Genomic DNA, 23,606 nt, shown 5'->3' on the forward strand with positions numbered 1-23,606 from the left:
CGTTTTTTCTCGTCTCAGTTTCTCGCGTTTCACTTCTTCTCGTATTTTCGATTTCTCCGTTTTTATTCGTAATTAATCAGCTCTAATTTCAACCGCGTTATCTTTGTGGGTAATTTCTTGCGCGTTGAATTTGACAAAAAATAAAACTAAAGCTCAAACTCGAATAAAAGTAAGGGAAACATTGTGAATTTAAAATTAATCGGAAGCTCACTTATTATTTCAGGTACTGCGCTAGGCGCTGGTATGCTGGCAATCCCAATGGTGTTGGCTCAATTTGGCCTACTTTGGGGCACGGCTCTAATGTTGTTTATCTGTCTTGGAACAACATATGCCGCTTTATTGCTTCTAGAAGCGAGTATTAATGTTGGTGGTGGTTTAGGTATGAACACCATCGCTCGTAAAAGTTTAGGCAAAAGTGGACAAATTATTACTAATGGTCTGCTTTATGCGCTTTTAATCTGTTTATTAATGGCTTACATCCTAGGTGCAGGTGATCTATTAAATAAGCTGCTGCGTGGTATTGGTTTTGAGTTGTCACTCATCCAAAGCCAGATTGCATTTACACTGGTGGCGGGAATTATTGTTGCTTCGGGAACTGCGGTTATCGATAAATTAAACCGTGTGTTATTTGGCATTATGTTGCTGATGCTTGTTTTAACTCTTGTATTTTTAATTCCTGACATATCGTTTGAGAATATGACACAGGTGACTAATTCAAGTACGACCGATTTAGTTAAAACCAGTGCAATTATTTTTACCAGTTTTGGTTTTATGGTAGTTATCCCATCATTGGTGTCTTACAACCATGAAGCAACACCAAAACAGCTAAGAAATATGGTTATTTTGGGTTCATTAATCCCGTTAGTTTGTTACCTAGTATGGCTTTACGCCGTGGTTGGTAATTTAACCGCTGAACAACTGATTCATTTTACAAACGTCTCTGAGTTAATCTCTGTATTTAGTGCAGAACATGCGTTTATTAGTGTTGTGTTATCTAGTTTTACAGGTCTTGCTTTATTAACCTCATTCTTAGGTGTAGCAATGGCGCTTTTCACTCAAAACCAAGATATGTTTAAACAGAACAAAGTAGTGACTTATGTTATTAGTTTTATTCTGCCACTGACTGGCGCTATTTATGCGGCTGATCAGTTCTTATCTGTTTTAAGTTACGCAGGGATCATCTTAGTTTTCTTAGCGGTCTTTGTACCTCTTGCAATGGTGGTAAAACTAAGAAAATCAGAGAATACTGAGAAAACATACATTGCTGAGGGTGGGGTAGCGATGCTTACTTTCTCTTTTGCTTTTGGTGGTTTTCTTCTGATTTCACAAGTGATCTAACGTTATAAGCTCTTATTTATGGTGTTGTACATACTATGAATAAGAGCACATCATATCGACAGTCTAATTACAGTGTTGATATAAATTTGTTTCAAAAAGAATGATATACAATGAATTTTAAATTATTTGGTAGTGCGTTAATTTTATCTGGTACAGCATTAGGTGCAGGGATGTTAGCTATCCCTATGGTATTGGCACAGTTTGGATTGTTTTATAGCACTCTATTAATGCTAGTTATTTGTGCAGGAACAACGTACGCAGCTTTGCTATTAACAGAAGCATGTTCAAAAACAGAATTAGCATTTGGGATTAATACTGTAGCAAATAAGACCATTGGTAAAGGTGGTCAGCTTGTTACTAATGCTCTGTTTTACCTTTTATTATTTTGCATGTTAATTGCTTATATTTTAGGGGCAGCAGATTTAATTAAACGTATATTTTCTATGATGAATGTAGAAATGAGCATTGAATTTGCTCAGGTTGCATTCACCTTGTTTGCGAGTGCTTTTGTTGTTTGTGGAACACAAATTATTGATAAGTTAAATCGACTGTTGTTTTTCTTCATGATTTCAATGTTGGTACTGACTTTAATTATTCTAATTCCAGGTATGACAGCGGAAAATCTATCACAAGTAACAAACCACGATAAAGGTATGCTATTTGATACCAGCACGATTTTGTTTACTAGCTTTGCCTCTATGCCAGTAATTCCTTCGTTAGTTGCTTATAATAAAGAAGCGACAAAACAACAATTGCGAAATATGGTTATTCTAGGATCGATCATTCCATTGATCTGTTATTTAGTATGGCTATATGCGGTTGTTGGTAACTTAACGGCGAACGAGATTACGCATTTTTCTAATATCTCTGATTTAATCCAGACATTCAGCGCGAAAAATGAATACATTGAAATCATTTTATCGATTTTTACATCATTAGCATTATTGACCTCTTTCCTTGGTGTTGCGATGGCGCTATACAATCAAAATAAAGATATGATTTCGCATAATAAGATCGTGACATATGTATGTACGTTTGTCCTACCTCTGTTAGGCGCTGGTTTAGCTGCGGATCAGTTCTTATCTGTACTTGGTTATGCTGGTGTTATCTTGGTTTTCTTAGCTATTTTTATTCCATTAGCAATGGTAGTAACGTTAAGAAAAAAAGAGACAGAAGAAGTACATCAAAACCTTCATATTTATACAGCTGAAGGTGGTAAATTAGCTCTTAGTCTGACTCTTTTATTTGGTTTATTGCTATTAATTAGTCAAATTTAATAGAAATTATGATCTGACCTGATACAGTTAACGTAGTAGTGAAAGAATATTAACTGTAGAAGGTCAGCATTATGAAACACTTTATTATTGCATTTTCTGCTTTACTCCTAGCCGCATGTGCGGGTACTCCTCCTCCCACCTCAATGCTTGATAGCGATTGGACAACTTTTGGTTACGAAAGGGCTATGAAGGGACAAATCGCACAATCTGAATCACGATTAGATAAGTTACTAGAAGATCAGAGTTTAAAATCGAGCAATTATCAAGCTTACTTAACCGGTTATAAAAAAGGTCAGAATGAGTATTGTTCGCAAAATGCATATATACTTGGTGTAACTGGTGGTCCATATAACGGAATATGCGATCTTATCGATTGGACTTTCCGAGAAGACTACAACAGTGGTCGATTTTCAACTGCGAATGGAATGTGAAAATAATCATTCGATGTAAGGAGACATTACATGAAAGCATTTATAACCGTATTACTTAGTTGTTTGTTGTTTGCTTGTTCTACAACGGCACCAATTAGCTCAACGCAAGATAGTGATTGGAACCAGTATGGTTTTGAGAGAGGTTCTAAAGGATGGAACTTAGAGACACAGGAGCAATTAAATAATGCTTCAGACGGACAGCAAATAAAGGTATCTAATTATCAGGCTTATACATCGGGCTACGCTAATGGGCAAATGAAATATTGTCAGCAAGATGCTTATGAGTTGGGTATGAAGGGTGAGGTTTATACTGGTGTGTGTGACAGCATAAATAAAGATTTTAAGTATGACTACTTACGTGGCTATCATTCACATACAAAAGACATGTAAATGACTTATCGTTTTGATATTAAAAATGGCGGGAATTCCCGCCATTTTTTGTAATCAATCTACTTTAATAATATTAAAGCGTCCCATTTTCTTTAATATAGGGATGAATTCTTTGTTCACTTCAAGCATTACTTTCTTCGCTTTAGTATAAGCACTTAATTTGTCGTTGCCATTACCATGAGAGAATAGACGACTTTTTGGCTTATATTCACCATCAACTAATTCTTTCCAGCGAACAATGTAGTAATCAGTGGTTCTTACTTCACCAGAGAGTAGGGTACGTTTTTTAGTGATAATGTCAGGCTCAAGAGTATGAGGAAGACGTTCGAATAAACTAGGTGTATTTAATACTGCATTCCAGCAGTTACCCCATAGTTCTTTACCCACTTTGTTTCGTTGTTTCACTGCTTCTTTTAATGCTTTTTCGCGGCCTTCTTTTAAGCAGCCAACGGAGCGGTTGTACATACCATCATCAGGTGTATGGATATGTATTTTTACGCAATTGAATGAATGGGAAATAAAGCGATAATCACTTTTCATACCTTTCCATTCAGCTCTTAACTTTTGCGCTCTAGGAGATAGAGTGTGCTTTTTCTTATTCATATTCATTATGTTGTGTGTTGATGCATTAATGACAATATTACATTAATTGAGCTTATTGTTAATAGTGAAGTGGTGAGAAAGCGTAAAGTTTTTGTAAAAAATAAAAATATTTAAGATAATTGTAGTTTAGATAGCTGAATTTTGTAGTATTTTTTTATTATTCATAAAAAAAGGGACGATAAATCGTCCCTTAGTAATAGTATGTCATGCTTAATTAGCAAATAACTTTAATTGCTAGGCCACCCTGAGAAGTTTCACGGTACTTAGCATTCATGTCTTTGCCTGTTTCAAGCATTGTCTCGATAACTTTATCAAGAGATACACGAGGTGCTGATGCACGACGTAAAGCCATACGAGTTGCGTTGATAGCTTTAACTGCAGCAATACCGTTACGTTCAATACAAGGAACTTGTACTTGGCCTGCAACAGGGTCACACGTTAAACCTAAGTTATGTTCCATTGCAATCTCTGCAGCCATACATACTTGCTCAGGGCTACCACCCATAAGCTCAGCAAGACCTGCAGCAGCCATAGAACAAGCAACACCAACTTCACCCTGACAACCAACTTCAGCGCCTGAGATTGAAGCATTTTGCTTATAAAGACCACCGATTGCACCAGAAGCTGCAAAGTAACGGATGTAATCTTTCTCAGTTACTGTTTGGATGAACTTATCGTAGTAAGCTAAAACAGCAGGGATGATGCCACATGCACCATTTGTTGGAGCAGTAACAACACGGCCACCAGCTGCATTTTCTTCGTTTACAGCAAATGCGTACATGTTTACCCAATCAACGACTTCCATTGGATCTTTAGACGTCTTTTCAGAAGTCAATAGTTGTTGGCGTAATGCTGCTGCACGACGAGGAACACGTAGAGGTCCAGGAAGGATACCTTCTGTGCTCATGCCTTTTTCCATACAGTCACGCATGGTTTTCCAGATCTTAGCAAAGTAAGTGCGAACTTCATCTTCTGCAAGAATTGCGTGTTCGTTTTTCATTACTAGAGTACTGATAGATAAGCCGTGCTCTTTACATAAATCAACAAGCTCAGAAGCGTAGTTGAATGAATAAGGAACTTGGATTGATGATTCTACTTCTTTACCAAAGTTTTCTTCATCAACGATAAAACCACCACCGATAGAGTAGTAAGTTTTAGAATAAGCAACTTCACCATCAATCCACGCATGGATTTGCATACCATTTTCGTGAAGTGAAAGGTTAGAAGTATGGAAGTTCATTCCACCTTCTTTTGGAAATTCTACCGTGTGGCAGTGCATGCCAACAGGTAAGCGCTCTGTTTCTTCAACACGAGCGATGAAGCCCGGAATAGAGTCAATATCTACGTGTTCTGGCGTGTTACCTGCCAGACCCATAATGATAGCGATATCAGTATGGTGACCTTTCCCTGTCAGTGATAATGAACCGTAAACATCAACAGTGATTTTAGTGATATCACGCAGTTTGCCCATGCCACGTAAATCGTCGATAAACTCTTTACCTGCTTTCATTGGACCAACGGTGTGGGAGCTAGAAGGACCAACTCCGATTTTGTAGATATCAAAAACACTAATCATGTAATTACCTCGAATAAGCCCCCAAAAGAGGGGGCTTTATTATCATTATTATTAACTTCGTTTAACTAAGTTTGTATTAGTTTACAAATTAGTTATTAAAGAGCGCCGTAGATTACAGAAGTAATCGCCGCAACACCACATAATGCTGTAAAGATTTGCACAGGTGCTGAAGTTTTGTACTTAGCCATTGCTGGAACTTTACGCATTGCGAATACAGGCATTAGGAATAGGATAGCGGCAATCATTGGCGCACCCATAGTTTCAATCATACCTAAGATACTTGGGTTGATGATAGAAACGATCCATGTAGTAACAACGATGAAGATTAGAGATGCTTTTTCTAGCTTAGCAACAGGTGCTTTTGAGCGAGATTTAGCTAGGCCAACAAGACCTTCATGAGCACCAAGGAAGTGACCGAAGTAGCTTGAAGTAATCGCAGCGAAAGCAACGATTGGACCTAAGTAAGAGATAAGTGGTGATTCGTGTACGTTAGCTAGGTAAGAAAGCACAGAAATGTTCTGTGCTTGCGCTTGTGCTAGTTGCTCTGGAGATAGAGAAAGAACTACAGAGAAAACGAAGAACATAACGAAGCTCATTAGCATCATTGCCGCGCCACCAGTGATCATATCAGTTTTTGCAACTGCATCGTCACCGTATACACGACGTTGTTCTTTAGAGAACTGGCTGATAACTGGGCTGTGGTTGAAAGAGAAAACGATGATAGGAATCGCTAACCAAACAACAGAAGGCATTGAACCCCAATCTGGGTCAACAGACATCATAGATGTGTTCCAACCAGGGATTAGGTATACAGAAAGAGCCATTAGGATGAATACAAGAGGGTAAACCATTGCTGAAGTTGCTTTCAGCATTAGTTCTTTACCAAATACTACACCACATGTCATCAGAGTGATAAGAACACCTGATAGTAACCAACGAGGGATAGATTCCATACCCATTTGGTTAACCATGAAAGAATCTACTGTGTTTGTAATACCAACACCGTAGATAAGTACAATCGGATAAATCGCGAAAAAGTAGGCAAAAGTGATTAGGTTCGCGCCTGTTTTACCGAAATGCTCTTCTACAGTATCAGTAATATCTGCATCTGGGTTTTTAGCTGAAAGAACGAAACGAGCCAAACTCTTGTGAGCAAACCAAGTCATTGGTGCAGCGATTAGAGCAAGAATAACTAAAGGCCAAAAACCACCAGCACCCGCTTTGATTGGAAGGAAAAGAACACCAGCACCTACAGCAGTACCGAACAGAGAAAGACACCAAGTGAAATCTTTATAAGTCCACTTAGCTTTTTTTGCACCGATAGATGCAGTATTTGTTGTTTGCATAATTAACATACTCTTAATTTTTTGGAACAGGAATTTTAGGAACGGCGCTATTGTCGTTATTTTGACGAGAAAAACTTTGACCCAGATCCAGAAATGAAAAAAGATGAACGAAGATCCAAAAATAATTGATAATGATCACAGTAGTTGTAACTGTAATATTAGAAAAACTTATCGTTAATGATAAATTTTCTAAGCCGTTATGTAATTCATTGCGTGAATTATTTCGGCAGTTACGCCCCAAATGAGTTTTTTATCAAAAGGAATGAAAATCAGATTATATGTGTGCTTTTTGTTAAAAACGTGATGATTGTAGGTGTTTTTAGGGTTAATAAGATGATTTATCGGTGCCTCAAATGTGCTACTAACCTCACCGTAATCGATTGCGGTGGTATAATTTTCATCAATTAATGCAACGATAGGGGTTACTTTATAACCGGATATTGTTGGTATTGTGTTAAGTTTTACTAATGGTTTAATGTGTGCAGGATTAATGCCAATTTCTTCATTCGTTTCACGAATAGCTGTATGAATAAGAGACAAATCATCGGGTTCAGCCTTACCGCCTGGGAAGCTAATTTGACTAGGGTGGTGACGTAAATGTGGCGCTCGTTGGGTTAAAATTAAGTTGTAACCTGTTTCTCTCTTTACGATAGGAACAAGAACGGCTGCTGATTTAAAATCGCCATTTTTCAACAGAGGGTGGGAGAGCAAACTTGAGCTGTAATTTATCGGTTTATGAAGTAACAAATGAGAAAGTAAATGTGTGTCCATAAACCGATCCTTATCGTTATAAAATAGGTAAGATTTTGCTTAACTTGTGTAATGTCTCTTCATATTCTAGTTCAACTTGACTATCAGCAACGATACCACCGCCTGCTGATGCATATAAACTTCCTTCATAAGCAATTAGTGTGCGTATGGTTATACTGGTGTCCATTGTTCCACAGCGGCTAATGTAACCAATACTGCCACAATATAGATTACGACGATGAGGTTCTAACTCTTCAATGATTTCCATTGCTCTTATCTTTGGAGCGCCAGTGATAGAGCCACCCGGAAAAGAAGCTTTAAGCAGGTCTGTTGCAGAGTATTCTGTATCTAGTACACCAGTAATGGTACTTACTAAGTGATGCACAGCAGGGAAAGACTCTATATCAAACAGTTTCGGTACTTTTACTGAGCCTGGTGTCGCAACACGACCTATATCATTTCTAAGCAAATCAACAATCATTAGGTTTTCAGAGCGGTCTTTTGGACTATTACGTAATGTTTCTGCTTCTTGTCTATCAATCTCAGGAGAATTTGAACGCGGTCGGGTTCCTTTAATTGGTTTTGTTTCAATTTTTCGTTCTTTAACTTGTAAAAAACGCTCAGGAGAAACAGAGAGAATCGTTATTTCTGGAGTTTTTATATAAGCAGAAAACGGCGCACCATTTTGTGCTGCTAGTTTTTGATACGCTTCCCATTCTGAGCCTTGGTATTGTGCTTCAAATCGTTGGGCTAAGTTTATTTGGTAACAATCTCCTGATTCTAGGTAGCGCTGAATCACATCAAATTTTTTAGCATATTCAGACTCGGTCATGTTCGACTTCCAGTCTGATGTTAAGCTAAATGCAGTATCTACTTCTTTTATAGCAATAAATTGTTGAAGCCAATGCTGTCGATCACCACCTTCGGGTTGTATCAAATATAACGTTGATGTTTTATTATCTGCCACCAGTGCCCAGTTATAAATTCCTATAGCCATATCGGCACTTAAAATGTCCTGCTGAGCCGTATTTGGAATACTTTCAACTCGGCGACCCAAGTCGTAACTGAAATAACCTAATGCACCACCAATAAAAGGTAAGTTTTCTATTGGTGAATGGTGGGGAATTAGACGTTCTTGATAATGATCAAGTAATTGGAAAGGACACGCTTCACTGGTTACAGGCTGTTTTCCTATTACATTAATTGTGGTGATAGCACCATGTGTTTGTAATGTAGCAATAGGATCAGCAACTAAAATGTCATATCGATTATCAATATGATTTTTCGCCGATGAGTTAAGCAACATCGCCCAAGGTTGATTTGCGATAGCTGAAAAGAAATCAATCACAGAGTTAGATTGATAATCAAGTTGAGTGATACTTAGTTTTGCATCTAATTGATTGTTCATTTTGAGTTTTATAACCAGAATGTGATGAGCAACGATAGCCTTGGATGGAGAGCAAGAGTATCATAATGCGTGTTCTAAAAGAAAATAATAGATGGCGATTGCTCACGTCATACACAATAAAAATCATCCTTAATTGCCATGGAAGCTTATAAAAAGAGGGCCCTATGATTAACGTTCACCAAGAAACATTGATTCGTAATGAAGATGTGATCAGTTCTGTAGCCGATGCTCTGCAATATATATCTTATTATCATCCGCTAGATTTTGTTCAAGCACTTGAAAAAGCGTATCACCGAGAAGAAAGCCAAGCTGCAAAAGATGCACTTGCACAAATCCTTATTAATTCTCGTATGTCAGCAGAAGGGCGTCGTCCTATCTGTCAAGATACGGGAATTGTGACTTGCTTTGTAAATATTGGTATGAACGTTAGGTGGGAAGGAGACTTAACGGTTCAACAAATGATTGATGAAGGTACTCGTCAAGCTTATACCAATCCTGATAATCCATTAAGGGCCTCAGTATTATCTGATCCGGCTGGTAAACGTATAAATACAAAAGATAATACGCCAGCAGTGGTTCATATTAATATGGTGCCGGGAAACAAAGTCGAGATTCAAATTGCTGCGAAAGGCGGTGGTTCTGAAAATAAGACTAAAATGGTAATGTTAAATCCATCAGATGATATTGCTGAGTGGGTAGAAAAGACACTTCCAACAATGGGTGCGGGTTGGTGTCCTCCAGGTATGCTTGGTATAGGTGTTGGCGGTACGGCTGAGAAAGCAGCGGTATTAGCTAAAGAAGCATTAATGGAACACATTGATATTCAAGACCTTATTGAGCGAGGCCCTCAGAATGCAGAAGAAGAACTGCGTCTTGATATTTTTAACCGTGTTAATAAATTAGGCATCGGAGCTCAAGGTCTTGGCGGACTTACTACCGTTGTTGATGTGAAAATTAAATCTGCACCAACACATGCAGCATCAAAACCTGTGTGTTTAATTCCTAACTGTGCAGCGACTCGTCATGTACATTTTACTCTTGATGGTACAGGCCCTGCTGATCTCCAGCCTCCTAAATTAGAAGAATGGCCTGATATAACCTGGAAAGCGGGTGCAAACACTCGTCGAGTAAATCTTGATGAAATAACAAAAGAAGACGTTCAAGAGTGGAAAACGGGCGAAACGATCTTGCTAAATGGCAAAATTCTAACAGGTCGTGATGCAGCACATAAGCGTCTTCAAGGTATGATTGAAAGCGGTGAAGGTCTGCCAGAAGGTGTAGACTTTAATGGTAAGTTCATTTACTACGTTGGCCCTGTTGATGCTGTAGGTGATGAAGCGGTAGGCCCTGCTGGCCCAACGACATCTACTCGCATGGATAAATTTACCGATATGATGTTAGCTACAGGCTTAACTGGCATGATAGGTAAAGCGGAACGTGGTCCAGCAACGGTTGCATCTATTAAAGAAAACAAAGCGGTATATTTAATGGCCGTTGGTGGTGCTGCTTACTTGGTTGCTAAAGCGATTAAAAAAGCACGTGTTGTTGCTTTTGAAGATCTTGGAATGGAAGCTATTTACGAATTTGAAGTTGAAGATATGCCAGTAACAGTGGCTGTTGACTCAACAGGTGTCAATGCACATCAAATTGGTCCTGATACATGGAAGGTGAAAATTGCTGAAATGAGCAATTAATTTACATCATAAAGCTTCTTAAATAATGAAAAAGCACTCATTTTGAGTGCTTTTTTTATTTTTGTGTCTTTTATGTTAATCATTTGGGTGTAATATATAAGTAACTATTTGATAAATAAATGAGGGAACAATGAAGAAGTTAACAATTGGGTTATTCATTACAGTACTTGTTGGGTGCGCCTCCTCTGATGATGTAGAACAAGAAAAGAACGTTGATGATTGGTTCGCAATCGGTGAAGCTAGAGCGAAAAATGGTTTTTTATTGCAGACAGAATCACGACTTGTTGATCGTTACCCTGAAGAAAAAATTACAACCGAATTCTATAATGGTTATGTAAAGGGTCATGAAGCTGGCACAAAAGTCTATTGTTCTCAAAATCCATATATATTGGGATTAAGTGAAGAACCTTATTTCGGACTATGTGATCAAATTGATTCTAATTACTCTGATGAATATCAAAAAGGCAAAAAGCATAAAAAAGAATAAAAACATTGTTTTTTATAACTAATTTTATTTGTTGACTGGATGAACAAATAAATATGGGCAATAATTCTTTATGTAATCAATTAATAATGACAAGGAACGGCATATGTTCAAAAAGACTGCAATAGCCGCAGTACTTAGCACCGTCTTACTCGCAGGGTGTGACAGTAAAGAGCCTAGTATTGCAGAGCCTGACTCTCGTCCAGCAAAGATCTTAACCGTTTCTGTTGGTGAGCACGAGACCTCACGCTTATTTCCGGCAAAAGCAGAAGCGGGTGATAAAGCCGTTTTGGCTTTTAGGGTTCCTGGGCAATTAAATACGTTAGATGTGCATGCTGGGCAATCGGTCAATAAAGGTGGGTTGTTAGCCACCATTAATCCTGATGAATATCGATTAATTCAAAAACAGGCTCAAGCACAATATCGTTTAATTGATGTACAATATCAACGAATTAAAAAGCTCAGAAAAGATAAAGTGGTATCAGAACAAGATTATGATACTGCGGTAGCAAATAGAAAAACAGCCAAAGCGTCTCTTGATCAAGCGACGGCAAATTTAAGCTACACTAAGCTTATAGCACCATATGACGGTACGATTTCACTTCTTCCTACAGAAAACTTTGAATATGTAAATGCGAAACAATCGATTATGCATATTCAAACCAACGACATTTTGTATGTTGTTTTTCAACTTCCGGATTATCTGCTTCAACGTTTTAGTTTTACCGATGTATCAGCAACAGTTTCATTTGATTCGTTTCCAAACTCTACTTTTCCTCTTGAATTTGAAGAAATAGATACTGAAGCTGATCGTAAAACATCGAGTTACACGGTAAAAATGAGTATGCCTCGTCCTAAAGATTTAGGGATACTTCCGGGGATGTCTGGTCAAGTGAAAGTAACTATTCCTAAGGGAGGAAGTGAAAAGCTGCCACTTTCAGCTATCGATCAAGATGGTGATACCACGTATGTATGGCGTGTGAAAGAAGATGGAATTGTTGAAAAAGTGGCTGTGGAATTAAATGAGAAACGCCAGATAGTCTCTGGAATTGAAGATTCAGATCAAATTGTATCTTCAGGTATCGCAGGGCTAGAAGAGGGAATGAAAGTCCGTAAGTGGGTTAAGGAAAGAGGATTATAATAATGCAAAGATTAATGAAACTATCTTTACTTTCCAGCACGTTATTCCTTACTGCCTGTAATCCTGCTCCAACGGAAACGATTGTAGAAATACCGAACGTTGTGATTAAAGACATTAATTCAAATGGGGTAAGCGATCGCCTTTATCTTCCTGCGGTAGCCACTGCTGCTGACCGATCTCATCTAAGTTTTCGACTTTCTGGTGAGATTAAAGAGCTAAATATAAAAGCAGGGGAAATCGTTAAAAAAGGTCAAGTTTTAGCTGTGTTAGATAAAACCGACTACAACATTGATGTTGATAATGCTAGAGCTCGTTATAACGTAGCAAACAGTCAATATAAGCGTTCAAAACCGTTAGTTGATAAAGGCTTGTTAGCCAAATCACAATTCGATGAGTTAGCAGCGCAACGACAAATTGCATTGGCGGATTTAGAGTTAGCAAAATTGCGTTTAAGTTTTACAGAGTTAAAGGCGCCAATTGATGGTGTTATTTCTCGAGTAAGTGTTGAGCAATTTGAAAATATTCAAGTAGGGCAACAGATCGTTAATATTAATAACCGAGATGCGGTAGATATTATTGTTCAAGTACCTGACAAGCTTTATGCAAAGCAACCAAATAAAGAAATAATTGAAAGCATTAAAGCAACCGTCCGTCTTGATAGTGGTGAGAGCTACTCTGCAAGAATTAAGGAATACACCACTGAGCCTGATCCTGATTCAGGCGCATATCTAGTTACACTGACAATGCCTATGCCTGAAGACCAATTTATATTGGATGGTATGGCAGTTGAGGTGGCAACGAGTGAAAGTGAAATTCGTTTATCAACTCAAGCTGGGATGGTAATTCCTATTGAAGCCATTTTTAATGAAGATGGTGACACTATTGATCTTGCTGAAAAATACGTATGGCTTGTTGATGAAAACAATACAGTGAAAAAACAAAAAGTAGTAACGACAAAAGCGACCTCATCTGGTTTACGAGTTGTTGAAGGTTTATCAACCGGTGATCGCATTGTAATAGCAGGGGTATCACGACTGCGTGATGGCATGTCAGTGAATGTTATTAATGCGGAGGAGAAAAAATGAGCCAAGAAAAAGGAATTGCAGCTTATTTCATACAGAATAAAGTCATCAGTTGGATGCTAACACTGATCTTTATGATTGGTGGTACATCCGCATTTTTTGGTTTAGGCCGTTTAGAAGACCCAGCGTTTACCATTAAAGATGCTATGGTCGTAACGAATTACCCTGGAGCGACACCAGAGCAAGTGGAAGAAGAAGTAACCTATCCACTAGAAAAAGCAATTCAACAGTTAACTTATGTAGATGAAGTTAATTCGTTATCTAGTCGTGGTCTGTCTCAGATCACTGTGACTATGAAAAACAATTATGGTCCTGATGATTTACCGCAAATTTGGGATGAATTGCGCCGTAAGGTCAATGACTTGAAACGTCAATTACCACCAGGTGTTGGTGAACCATCAGTTATCGATGATTTTGGTGATGTTTATGGGGTGCTTTTAGCTGTAACAGGAAAAGGCTACTCATATAAAGAAATCCTAGATTATGTTGATTATTTGCGTCGTGAATTAGAGCTTGTTGATGGCGTTAGTAAAGTATCTGTTAGTGGTGTTCAACAAGAGCAAGTTTTTATTGAAGCATCATTAAAGCGTATGACAAGTTTAGGAATTTCTCCTCAGACGTTGTATAGCTTATTGTCTAATCAAAATACGGTATCGAGTGCTGGTGCTGTAAAAATCGGAACGGAATATATTCAAATTCACCCAACAGGGGAGTTTGAAGATGTGGCACAACTTGGTGATTTAATCATTACTGATGGTGGCGCTCAAGGGCTGATTTATTTAAAAGACATCGCGGAAGTTAAGCGTGGTTATGTTGAAGTGCCAAGTAATATTGTTAACTTTAATGGTAATTTTGCTTTAAACCTGGGTGTTTCATTTAGTGCAGGTGTTAACGTAGTTGAAATCGGTAAATTAGTTGACCAACGAATGGCTGAGCTTAAAGAGCAGCAGCCTATTGGTATTGATATCTCTGAAATTTACAGTCAACCAAAAGAAGTTGATAAATCGGTAAGTGGTTTTGTAGTCAGTCTTGGTCAGGCTGTTGCGATTGTAATTATCGTTTTACTTTTCTTTATGGGAGTACGTTCAGGTCTATTAATTGGTCTTATCCTATTATTGACCGTTGCTGGTACTTTCGTCTTTATGAAGTATTTTGCTATTGATTTGCAACGTATTTCTCTTGGTGCACTGGTTATTGCTCTCGGTATGCTCGTAGATAACGCCATTGTGGTGGTCGAAGGCATACTTATCGGGATGCAAAAAGGAAGGACGCGTTTACAAGCTGCTACCGATATTGTGACACAAACAAAATGGCCATTGTTAGGAGCAACGGTTATTGCGGTAACCGCGTTTGCACCAATTGGTTTATCTGATGATGCGACCGGTGAATATTGTGGAACATTATTTAGCGTGTTGCTAATTTCGTTAATGCTAAGTTGGTTTACTGCTATTTCACTTACGCCTTTCTTTGCTTCATTATTCTTTAAAGAGAGAGTACAAAGCGAAGAAGAGAGTCTTGAAGAGAAAGATCCATACAATGGAATGATCTTCGTTATTTATAAGCGCTTCCTTGAATTCTGTATGCGTTACTCAGTTGCGACCATGGTTGTGCTTGTTATTGCTCTTGGTGGTAGCTTATATGGCTTTACCAAAGTTAAACAATCTTTCTTCCCATCATCAACAACGCCAATCTTCATGGTGGATGTATGGATGCCTGAAGGAACCGATATTCGTTCAACTAATGCGACATTAAAAGAATTAGAAGAGTGGATATTAGAACAACAACATATTGAACACGTAACAACAACCGCTGGCAAAGGTTTACAGCGTTTCATGTTGACTTATGCACCAGAGAAAAGCTATGCAGCTTATGGTGAGATAATGACACGTGTTGATAACTATGAAGCTTTACAGCCATTAATGGCGAAATTCCGTCAGCATATCGAAGATCAATATCCGCAAATTCAGTATAAGTTAAAACAAATTGAATTAGGGCCTGGTGGCGGTGCAAAAGTAGAAGCGCGTATTGTTGGTGCTGATCCGACAGTATTACGTGGTTTAGCTGCACAAGTTATCGATATTATGCATAATGATCCGGGAGCAACGAATGTACGTCATGACTGGCGTGAGCGTACAAAAGTACTTGAGCCTCAGTTTAATGAGAGTCAAGCTCGTCGTTACGGTATCTCAAAGACAGATGTAAACGAACTATTAGAGATGGCATTCTCTGGTAAAGCAATCGGTGTATACCGTGATGGTACAACATTGATGCCTATTGTTACTCGTTTACCTGAGAATGAACGTGTTGATATTAGTACGATTGAAGGCATGAAAATTTGGAGTCCAGCTCTGTCTCAATACATCCCATTACAGCAAGTTGTACTTGGTTATGATGTGATTTGGGAAGATCCACAAATCGTACGTAAAAACCGTAAGCGTATGCTGACCGTAATGGCTGACCCTGATATTTTAGGTGAAGAAACTGCAGCAACATTGCAGAAACGATTACAAACACAAATTGAGGCGATCGATTTTCCTACGGGTTACAGTTTAGAGTGGGGCGGTGAATATGAATCGTCTCGTGATGCTCAGGCATCATTATTCCAAACGATGCCATTGGGTTATCTATTCATGTTCTTAGTTACTGTTTTCTTATTTAACAGTGTGAAAGAGTCTGTAATTGTGTGGTTAACGGTACCATTAGCTATTATTGGTGTAACCAGTGGTTTATTGCTGCTTAATACGCCGTTTGGCTTTATGGCCTTACTCGGTTTCTTGAGCTTGAGTGGTATGCTGTTGAAAAATGGTATCGTACTGCTTGATCAGATTGAAATTGAAATCAAGTCAGGTAAAGAACCTTATCATGCGGTGGTTGATGCGGCATTAAGTCGTGTGCGTCCTGTTTGTATGGCTGCGATTACAACAATTCTAGGTATGATACCTCTATTGCCTGACATATTCTTTAAGCCAATGGCGGTAACGATTATGTTCGGTTTAGGTTTTGCGACCGTTCTTACTCTAATTGTGGTTCCAGTTCTATATCGAATGTTCCACAGAATTAAAGTAGTGGAATACTAAAATAGACGCATAGAATAAATGTTCAAAAGCCCATATTAGAATATCTAGTATGGGCTTTTTTTGTGATATTCTATCTGTATCAATCTGGATAATACAAATGCAGTCCACATATTAGGAACAGTAAATGAGCCAATTAGATCAACAAGCAATAGAAAAAATCCAAAATTACAATGAAGAAGAGCGCTTTAATTACTTCATGAAAGAAGTGGTGGCAAATCGTCAAATTTGGATTTTAACCGATGAGCATGGTTGTGTAATGTTGAACACAGAGGAAGAAGATTGTGTTCCTGTATGGCCAAATCAAGAGTTCGCTGAAGCTTGGGCAACAGGTGAATGGGATGTGTGTAAAGCAGAGTCTATTTCTTTGAATAAATGGCATAGTCGCTGGACTAACGGTTTAGAAGACGATGAGTTAGCTGTGGTTGTATTTCCAAATCAGAATGAAGAAGGGCAAGTCCTTTTCCCCGACGAATTCGATTTTGAATTAACAAAACAAGAAAGAAAGCGTTAATTTTTTATCAGCATTGATATTAAATACAGACAGATATAAAAATGGCGACTAACAGGTATAACTGTAATCGCCATTTTTGTGTTCAACGCCAGATTAAACTACTGAATTAGGCAGATAGCGTCTCTTGGTAGCGTGCTAACCCTTCTTCTAAATCGTGAATCAAATCATCCACATCTTCTAGGCCAATATGAACGCGGATCAAAGTCCCTTCAAACTGAGGATGAGCAACTGTTCTTAATGCATTAAAGCTTTTTGGTTCATTCGCTAAGATCAAGCTTTCAAACCCGCCCCAAGAATAACCCATACTAAAATGACTCATGCCATCAAGCAGGGCCGTTGTCGCTTTGCTATCAGATTGTTTTAGCACAAAAGAGAACAAGCCATTACAGCCTTTAAAATCACGTTGATAAAACTCATTGCCCGGGCAGCTTTCAAGTGCAGGGTGACGAACGTGATCAACCAGTGGATGCTGCTCAAGCCACTTAGCCACTTTAATGCTGCTAGCTTCGTGCTGTTTTAGACGAACGCCCATAGTGCGTAAACCACGCATTGCTAAATAGGCGTCATCAGGTGAAATGCATTGCCCCATTAAATAGCTTTGCTCGCGCAGTTGATCCCAATGCTTTTCATTCGCTACTGCTGTACCAAGCATCACATCAGAGTGACCGACAATGTATTTAGTCGCGGCTTGAATAGAGATATCAACGCCATGATCGAAAGGAGAGAAGTTCACACCCGCAGCCCAAGTATTATCAAGCATAACCACAATATCTGATTCGTGTGCGATACGAGCAAGGAGTGGAACGTCTTGAACTTCCATCGTGATAGAACACGGAGATTCAGTGAATAGCACCGTCGTATTTGGTTTAATTAAATCACGAATGCCTTCACCAATCATTGGATCGTAATAGGTAGTTTCAATCCCCATTTTCTTTAGGATAGTGTCACAATAATCACGAGTAGGCTCATAACAGCCATCAACCATTAAAATATGATCGCCCGTTTTTACAAAACATAAAATAGCATTGGCAATCGCAGCCGTACCACAAGGATATAACGCACAGCCTGTACCACCTTCGAGCTCAACCATCGCATCTTGTAGGGCGAAGTGAGTTTCAGTGCCACGGCGTCCATAAAATAGCGTTTGTTTTGCGCGGTTTATCATGGCGTGCGTTTTTTCAGCAACGGTATTAAATACCACGGTAGAGGCGCGTTGAACCGGTGGATTTACCACGCCTTTTGTCCATTTCTTGCTGCGACCTGCGGTAACGTATTTGGTCTCTAATTTATCTGACATCTGAATCCATTCAATTATAAGTAAATAATACCTCCATAAAGCCAAAGTGAAGGCGAAATATCAAGGATTAAAACGAATTCCTATCGAATAAATTTTAATTACTGCTAAAATTGCGCTATCTAGATGACATGTTGACTAAAAGAGTTGAATTAAAATGCAACAGAATGAATTTGAAACACTAGTTAAAGAACTATGCCAAAAAGAAAACCTTCCTCAAGTGCTAGAAGCTTTAAAAACATATGAAGACCAAGACATTGTTGAAGCAGCTCAATCGCTAGCAGGTCAGTTCCGCCTTGCAGAAGTAGAAGGTGAGCAACGTATTTATCATGTATTTACTGATGAAGACGAAAATGGTGAAGAGCAAGAACTTGCAGAGTGGATCATGAACGAAGGTGATGATGTTATTAAATTCATCGCTTGGTTCTTCTATGCAATGTTCGATATGAAGCAAAAAGAAACGTACCAAGCAGCAGGTAAAACTTACCAGCAGCCAAAGCGTTCTTAATCGCAGTTTAGTTATTCCATGACTTCCAAAAGCCAATGAATTGATTCGTTGGCTTTTTTCTTATCTATTGTCTACGTTTATCTTACAGTTCGATTGCCCCCAACGGCATAACCTCGTAAAATCCACCACATATCAATTCGTTTGAATAAACGTGTTACTTAATACACGTTACCATTTATATTAATTAGGCTCTATTGCATGACTAACAAGCTTTCTCTTCAACAGCTCGAATCCTTCTTATGGGAAACCGCCGACATTCTTCGTGGTAACATGGATGCGTCTGAATTTAAAGATTACATCTTCGGCATGATGTTTTTAAAGCGCCTATCGGATGCCTTTGAAGAATCTCAAGAAAAAGTCATTCAATACTACCTCGACAAAGGCAAAACTCAGGCTCAAGCTGAAGATCTAGCTAATGATGAAGACGAATACGACAGTACCTTTTTTATCCCAGAAAATGCCCGTTGGTCAGCACTTAAAGATGTAAAGCACAACATTGGTGAAACGCTAAACAAAGCGACAGAATCAATTGAAGAATACAACTCGGCGCTAGAAGGCGTGTTAGTGACGATTGACTTCAACATCAAAAACAAACTGTCAGATAAAAAGCTGCAAGATTTACTGTCGCATTTCAATAAACATCGCTTACGTAATGAGGATTTTGAGCGTCCTGATTTACTGGGTACGGCTTACGAATACCTGATTAAAATGTTTGCCGATAGCGCAGGCAAAAAAGGCGGCGAGTTTTATACCCCAAGTGAAGTGGTTCAGCTATTGGTTGAGCTATTAAAGCCCCATGCAGGAATGCGTATTTACGATCCAACATCAGGGTCGGGCGGCATGCTTGTTCAAACGCGTAACCAATTAGAAAAGCAGGGTGAAAATGCCGCTAATTTGTCACTGTATGGTCAAGAGATGAACTTGAACACATGGGCAATTTGTAAGATGAACATGTTCTTACATGGCGTACAAAATGCCGATATTCGTAAAGGCGATACACTGCGTGACCCACAGCACACCGAAGGTGGCGAGCTAATGAGTTTCGACCGTGTTATTGCCAACCCACCGTTCTCACTGAAAAAGTGGGGCAAAGACGAGTGTGATAACGACGGTTTTGGACGTTTCCCTTACGGCACTCCACCAAAAGACGCAGGTGATTTAGCTTTTGTGCAACACATGATCGCCAGCACCAACAGCGAAGGCATGGTGGGCGTGGTTATGCCTCATGGGGTGTTATTCCGTGGCTCAAGTGAAAAAGCCATTCGCCAAGGGATTTTAGAAGACGATTTATTAGAAGCCGTGGTGGGCTTACCATCAGGGTTATTCTACGGTACGGGCATTCCTGCGTGTTTGCTTATCATTAATAAAAACAAATCAAGCGCACGTAAAGGCAAGGTGTTGTTCATTAATGGTGAATTGGAATTTGCAGAGGGCAAAAACCAAAACAAACTGCGTCTAGAAGACATCGCTAAAATTGTCGCCACCTTTGAAAACCACTCGTTTGAAAGCCAGTGTGATATTAAGCGTTATGCGCGTGTTGTGCCATTCTCAGAAATTGCTGAGAACGATTTTAACCTTAACATTCGCCGTTATGCGGATACATCACCTCCGGCGGAGATCTTTGATGTTCGTGCAATCCTTCACGGTGGCATTCCAATGCGTGAAGTGAATGACGAGTACATTCAAGAAGAGATGCTAAACGGCTTTGATGTATCGACCGTCTTTGATATAAAAAGTGATAAAAAAGACAACGATTATTATGCATTCAAACCAAGCATTGAAAGCAAAGAGCAGATCCGAGCGGTTGTTGAAGAACAAGTGGGTGATGTTGATGCGAAGATCATCAGCCAACTAGAACACTGGTGGGACAAATACCAAGTATCACTGCATGAGTTAGATGCTCAGGTGACTGAAGCCGAACAAGTAATGCAAGGTTACTTGAAGGAGTTGGGTTATGAGTGAGTTTGTGCCTGAAGGTTGGGCTATCTCGCCACTAGGTAATGTTATAAAGCAAATTATAGATTTTAGAGGTAGGACCCCTAAGAAGCTGTCTATGGAGTGGGGTGGTGGTAACATTCGAGCTTTGTCTGCTAATAACGTACAGATGGGAAAGGTTAACTTTCAAAAAGAATGCTATTTAGCATCAGAAGACCTTTATCAAATGTGGATGACTAAAGGAAGTACAGAGAAAGGAGATGTCTTATTTACGATGGAAGCTCCTTTAGGTAATGTTGCTTTAGTTCCAAATGATGATAAATATATTCTTAGTCAAAGAGTTATCTTACTCAAGAATGATAAAAATAAAGTGTTATCAGGATTTTTGTATCAACAGCTTAGAAGTGAAAAATTCCAAAATGTTTTACGTGAAAATGCTACGGGAAGTACTGCATTAGGCATTCAGCAGAAGCGCTTAGTTACATTGGATGTTGTACTCCCACCGCTCCCAGAACAACAAAAAATAGCCGCTATCCTCACCTCTGTCGATGAAGTGATTGAAAAAACACAGGCGCAAATTAACAAGCTCAAAGACCTAAAAACAGGCATGATGCAAGAGCTACTAACGCGCGGTGTCGGTGTAGATGGAAAACCACATACCGAGTTTAAAGATTCACCAGTGGGTAGAATTCCGAAGGCGTGGGAGGTTGTTAAGTTATCAGATACAGGAAAGTGGAAAGGTGGCGGTACACCAAGTAAATCAAACAAGAATTATTGGTCTGGTTCAATACCTTGGGTATCTCCTAAAGATATGAAATTAGATTTAATCTCTCGCACAAAAGATCTTATAACGGAAGATGCAATTAAAGGGTCATCTACTAATTTAATAACTAAAAACTCGCTTTTGATGGTTGTAAGAAGTGGTATTTTACAACATACGTTACCAGTGGCAATTGCAACTTGTGACCTAACCATTAATCAAGATATGAAAGCTCTTTCTGTATCTAAAGGTTATTGTGTTAATTTCATATTTTATTATTTACAAGCTCATAATCATACAGTGTTACGAGCAACATTAAAGGCGGGCAATACCGTTGAAAGTATTGATTTCAACGAATTTGGAAAATATTTAATTCCTTCCCCTTCTTTAGAAGAACAAATGAGAATCTCTGATGTAATAGCTTCTATTTCTAATAAGATTAAAGTAAAAGAATATAAATTAAGTTCTCTAAAAAATACCAAAAAAGCCCTTATGCAAGATCTCTTAACCGGTAAAGTACGAGTAAAGGTAGACAGCGAATAACCACATTAGCGTCAATTACACCTTGGGTCATTGGTGATTATTATCAATGACCCCCCAAGTTACCCCCCAAGTCGGGACATAAAAATAGTGAAGCAACCACCTGAAAAGACAGTGGTTATAGGTTAAGATGTTAGGCAGATATTTCTTTACGTTGGTAACTCAATGAAACTACATACCGTATCAGTTAAAAATTTTCGTTGTTATAAAGACGAAACATTTCGTTTTCATCCTCAAGTTAATTTAATTGTTGGGCAAAATGCGACAGGTAAAACAGCGGTACTGGATGCAGTTTCTGTCGCTATCGCAACATGGTTGCTTGGTTTTAAGAAAAAGAACGATAAAAAACGACTAGAGCCAAGTGATGCTACTTTATCGTATGTAGAAAAAGAAGATGAAGCTCAATTTATAGAGGCGTGGCCTGTAGTTGTTTCGGCCTCAGGAATGGTAAAAGAAAAAGCCATTTCATGGGAGCGTTCAAAAGAGTCCCCAGCAGGCAACACTCGTTATGGCAACGCAGGCGATCTAATTTCATTAGCGAAAGCGTGTGATGACAATCTTGCTGATGATATTTCACTGCCTCTTATCAGCTATTACGGCACCATGCGTTTATGGCAAGATCCTAAAGCATCGAAAGCCAAACCCTCATTAACTAAATCAAGTGCCAAACCATCCAGACTTGATGGCTATAAGCATTGTGTTGATCCACGTATTGCCCTTAAAGAATTGGTTGCTTGGTTTGCTCGCCAAGAGTGGCAAGCGTTTCAGCTAGGTAAAGAGCCAACCATGTTGACGGTCGTTCGTAAAGCCGTGGTCAGTTGTATCGATAACGCAGAGCAGCTACGTTATGATCCTAAAAGAGAAGAGTTACTATTAACGCTCAAAGACGCAGAGCCTCAACCATTTAATTTATTAAGTGACGGTCAACGCTGTGTGTTAGCTTTAGTCGCCGATATCGCTCAAAAAGCCGCATTACTAAACCCACATCTTGGTGAAGCTGTTTTAGAACAAACAGAAGGTGTGGTTTTAATCGATGAGCTTGATCTGCATTTGCACCCAAAATGGCAACGTCATGTCATTGAGGATTTACGCACTACATTCCCAAATGTTCAGTTTATTTGCACTACGCATTCGCCATTTTTAATTCAATCTTTACGCTCAAGTGAAGAGTTGATCATGCTTGATGGACAAGTGCCAGTACAGGTCGCAAATAAAACCTTAGAAGACATTGCCGTTGGTATCATGAATGTCAATTCACCTGAAGTCAGTGAAAGATATTCCAAGATGAAAGGGGTTGCGACAGAATACCTAAAAGCCCTAAGTGAGACGGATATGGTGGCTGAAGATAAGCTTGAACAATATAAAAAGAGACTGGCTAACTCATTAGCACCTTATGCGGATAATCCGGCATTCCAAGCCTTTTTGGAAATGCAACGAGTCGCTAAACTAGGGGAGTAGATA

20 protein-coding genes are annotated in these 23,606 nt (G+C 39.0%); 14 read left to right on the top strand and 6 right to left on the bottom strand.

The features are described 5' to 3' along the window. Positions 1-183 precede the first annotated feature (183 nt). The 4 genes from HC728_RS12290 (at position 184) to HC728_RS12305 (ending at position 3,436) form a co-directional block, all read left to right on the top strand. Positions 184-1,338, top strand: a complete 1,155-nt coding sequence (locus tag HC728_RS12290) for an amino acid permease (RefSeq protein ID WP_017018132.1) — start codon at positions 184-186, stop codon at positions 1,336-1,338. Positions 1,339-1,448: 110 nt separating this feature from the next. Beyond that, positions 1,449-2,615 carry an amino acid permease gene (locus HC728_RS12295; protein WP_012533638.1) on the top strand — a complete coding sequence of 389 codons (1,167 nt, stop codon included), beginning with the start codon at positions 1,449-1,451 and terminating at the stop codon, positions 2,613-2,615. Positions 2,616-2,686: 71 nt separating this feature from the next. Beyond that, positions 2,687-3,046 (top strand): DUF2799 domain-containing protein, encoded by a 360-nt coding sequence (locus HC728_RS12300; RefSeq protein WP_012533691.1) that lies wholly within the window; start codon positions 2,687-2,689, stop codon positions 3,044-3,046. A gap of 30 nt (positions 3,047-3,076) precedes the next feature. Further along, complete coding sequence (locus HC728_RS12305; RefSeq protein ID WP_190395543.1) at positions 3,077-3,436, top strand: DUF2799 domain-containing protein; 360 nt, start codon at positions 3,077-3,079, stop codon at positions 3,434-3,436. A 54-nt stretch (positions 3,437-3,490) separates the two neighbouring features. On the opposite strand, the gene HC728_RS12310 is transcribed toward HC728_RS12305, so the two are convergent. The 5 genes from HC728_RS12310 to pabB form a co-directional block, all read right to left on the bottom strand. Then, positions 3,491-3,976 (bottom strand): hypothetical protein, encoded by a 486-nt coding sequence (locus tag HC728_RS12310; protein WP_026029207.1) that lies wholly within the window; start codon positions 3,974-3,976, stop codon positions 3,491-3,493. Between the two features lie 277 nt (positions 3,977-4,253). Next, positions 4,254-5,615 carry an L-serine ammonia-lyase gene (locus tag HC728_RS12315; RefSeq protein WP_005419006.1) on the bottom strand — a complete coding sequence of 454 codons (1,362 nt, stop codon included), beginning with the start codon at positions 5,613-5,615 and terminating at the stop codon, positions 4,254-4,256. Between the two features lie 95 nt (positions 5,616-5,710). After that, positions 5,711-6,961, bottom strand: coding sequence for an aromatic amino acid transport family protein (locus HC728_RS12320; protein WP_005419008.1), 1,251 nt, complete (start codon positions 6,959-6,961; stop codon positions 5,711-5,713). Positions 6,962-7,150: 189 nt separating this feature from the next. Continuing rightward, entirely contained in the window at positions 7,151-7,732 is a 582-nt protein-coding gene (locus HC728_RS12325; protein WP_054775916.1) for a CoA pyrophosphatase, read from the bottom strand. Positions 7,733-7,748: 16 nt separating this feature from the next. After that, complete coding sequence (gene pabB, locus HC728_RS12330; RefSeq protein WP_017018128.1) at positions 7,749-9,119, bottom strand: aminodeoxychorismate synthase component I; 1,371 nt, start codon at positions 9,117-9,119, stop codon at positions 7,749-7,751. A 164-nt stretch (positions 9,120-9,283) separates the two neighbouring features. On the opposite strand from pabB, the gene HC728_RS12335 reads away from it, so the two are divergent. From HC728_RS12335 to HC728_RS12360, 6 genes are all read left to right on the top strand, one after another. Beyond that, a complete protein-coding gene (locus HC728_RS12335) occupies positions 9,284-10,813 on the top strand; it encodes a fumarate hydratase (RefSeq protein ID WP_012533296.1) in 1,530 nt (509 codons plus the stop codon). 130 nt (positions 10,814-10,943) lie between these two features. After that, on the top strand, positions 10,944-11,300 hold the full coding sequence (locus HC728_RS12340; RefSeq protein ID WP_012533241.1) for a DUF2799 domain-containing protein: 357 nt from the start codon (positions 10,944-10,946) through the stop codon (positions 11,298-11,300). Positions 11,301-11,403: 103 nt separating this feature from the next. After that, complete coding sequence (locus tag HC728_RS12345; protein WP_065621920.1) at positions 11,404-12,438, top strand: efflux RND transporter periplasmic adaptor subunit; 1,035 nt, start codon at positions 11,404-11,406, stop codon at positions 12,436-12,438. Positions 12,439-12,440: 2 nt separating this feature from the next. After that, a complete protein-coding gene (locus tag HC728_RS12350) occupies positions 12,441-13,523 on the top strand; it encodes an efflux RND transporter periplasmic adaptor subunit (protein ID WP_190395544.1) in 1,083 nt (360 codons plus the stop codon). Next, positions 13,520-16,597, top strand: coding sequence for an efflux RND transporter permease subunit (locus tag HC728_RS12355; RefSeq protein WP_072054467.1), 3,078 nt, complete (start codon positions 13,520-13,522; stop codon positions 16,595-16,597). The genes HC728_RS12350 and HC728_RS12355 overlap by 4 nt, the downstream gene beginning before the upstream one ends. A gap of 124 nt (positions 16,598-16,721) precedes the next feature. After that, complete coding sequence (locus HC728_RS12360) at positions 16,722-17,108, top strand: DUF2750 domain-containing protein (RefSeq protein WP_005419024.1); 387 nt, start codon at positions 16,722-16,724, stop codon at positions 17,106-17,108. Positions 17,109-17,214: 106 nt separating this feature from the next. Here HC728_RS12360 and HC728_RS12365 read toward each other — a convergent pair whose 3' ends face one another. After that, the gene (locus tag HC728_RS12365) at positions 17,215-18,405 is read right to left on the bottom strand and encodes a cystathionine beta-lyase (RefSeq protein ID WP_190395545.1); all 1,191 of its coding nucleotides are present in this window, start codon (positions 18,403-18,405) and stop codon (positions 17,215-17,217) included. A 154-nt stretch (positions 18,406-18,559) separates the two neighbouring features. Here HC728_RS12365 and HC728_RS12370 point away from each other — a divergent pair, with 154 nt between their 5' ends. The 4 genes from HC728_RS12370 to HC728_RS12385 all read left to right on the top strand — a co-directional run bounded on the left by HC728_RS12370 (position 18,560) and on the right by HC728_RS12385 (position 23,603). Further along, the gene (locus HC728_RS12370; protein ID WP_190395546.1) at positions 18,560-18,910 is read left to right on the top strand and encodes a hypothetical protein; all 351 of its coding nucleotides are present in this window, start codon (positions 18,560-18,562) and stop codon (positions 18,908-18,910) included. Positions 18,911-19,108: 198 nt separating this feature from the next. Beyond that, complete coding sequence (locus HC728_RS12375; RefSeq protein ID WP_190395547.1) at positions 19,109-20,872, top strand: type I restriction-modification system subunit M; 1,764 nt, start codon at positions 19,109-19,111, stop codon at positions 20,870-20,872. Then, positions 20,865-22,148, top strand: a complete 1,284-nt coding sequence (locus tag HC728_RS12380) for a restriction endonuclease subunit S (RefSeq protein ID WP_190395548.1) — start codon at positions 20,865-20,867, stop codon at positions 22,146-22,148. The genes HC728_RS12375 and HC728_RS12380 overlap by 8 nt, the downstream gene beginning before the upstream one ends. 162 nt (positions 22,149-22,310) lie before the next feature. Further along, complete coding sequence (locus tag HC728_RS12385; RefSeq protein WP_190395549.1) at positions 22,311-23,603, top strand: AAA family ATPase; 1,293 nt, start codon at positions 22,311-22,313, stop codon at positions 23,601-23,603. Positions 23,604-23,606: the final 3 nt, after the last annotated feature.

Origin of the sequence: Aliivibrio sp. S10_S31 (assembly GCF_014694495.1) — a bacterium.
GTDB classification, from domain to species: Bacteria; Pseudomonadota; Gammaproteobacteria; order Enterobacterales; family Vibrionaceae; genus Aliivibrio; species Aliivibrio fischeri.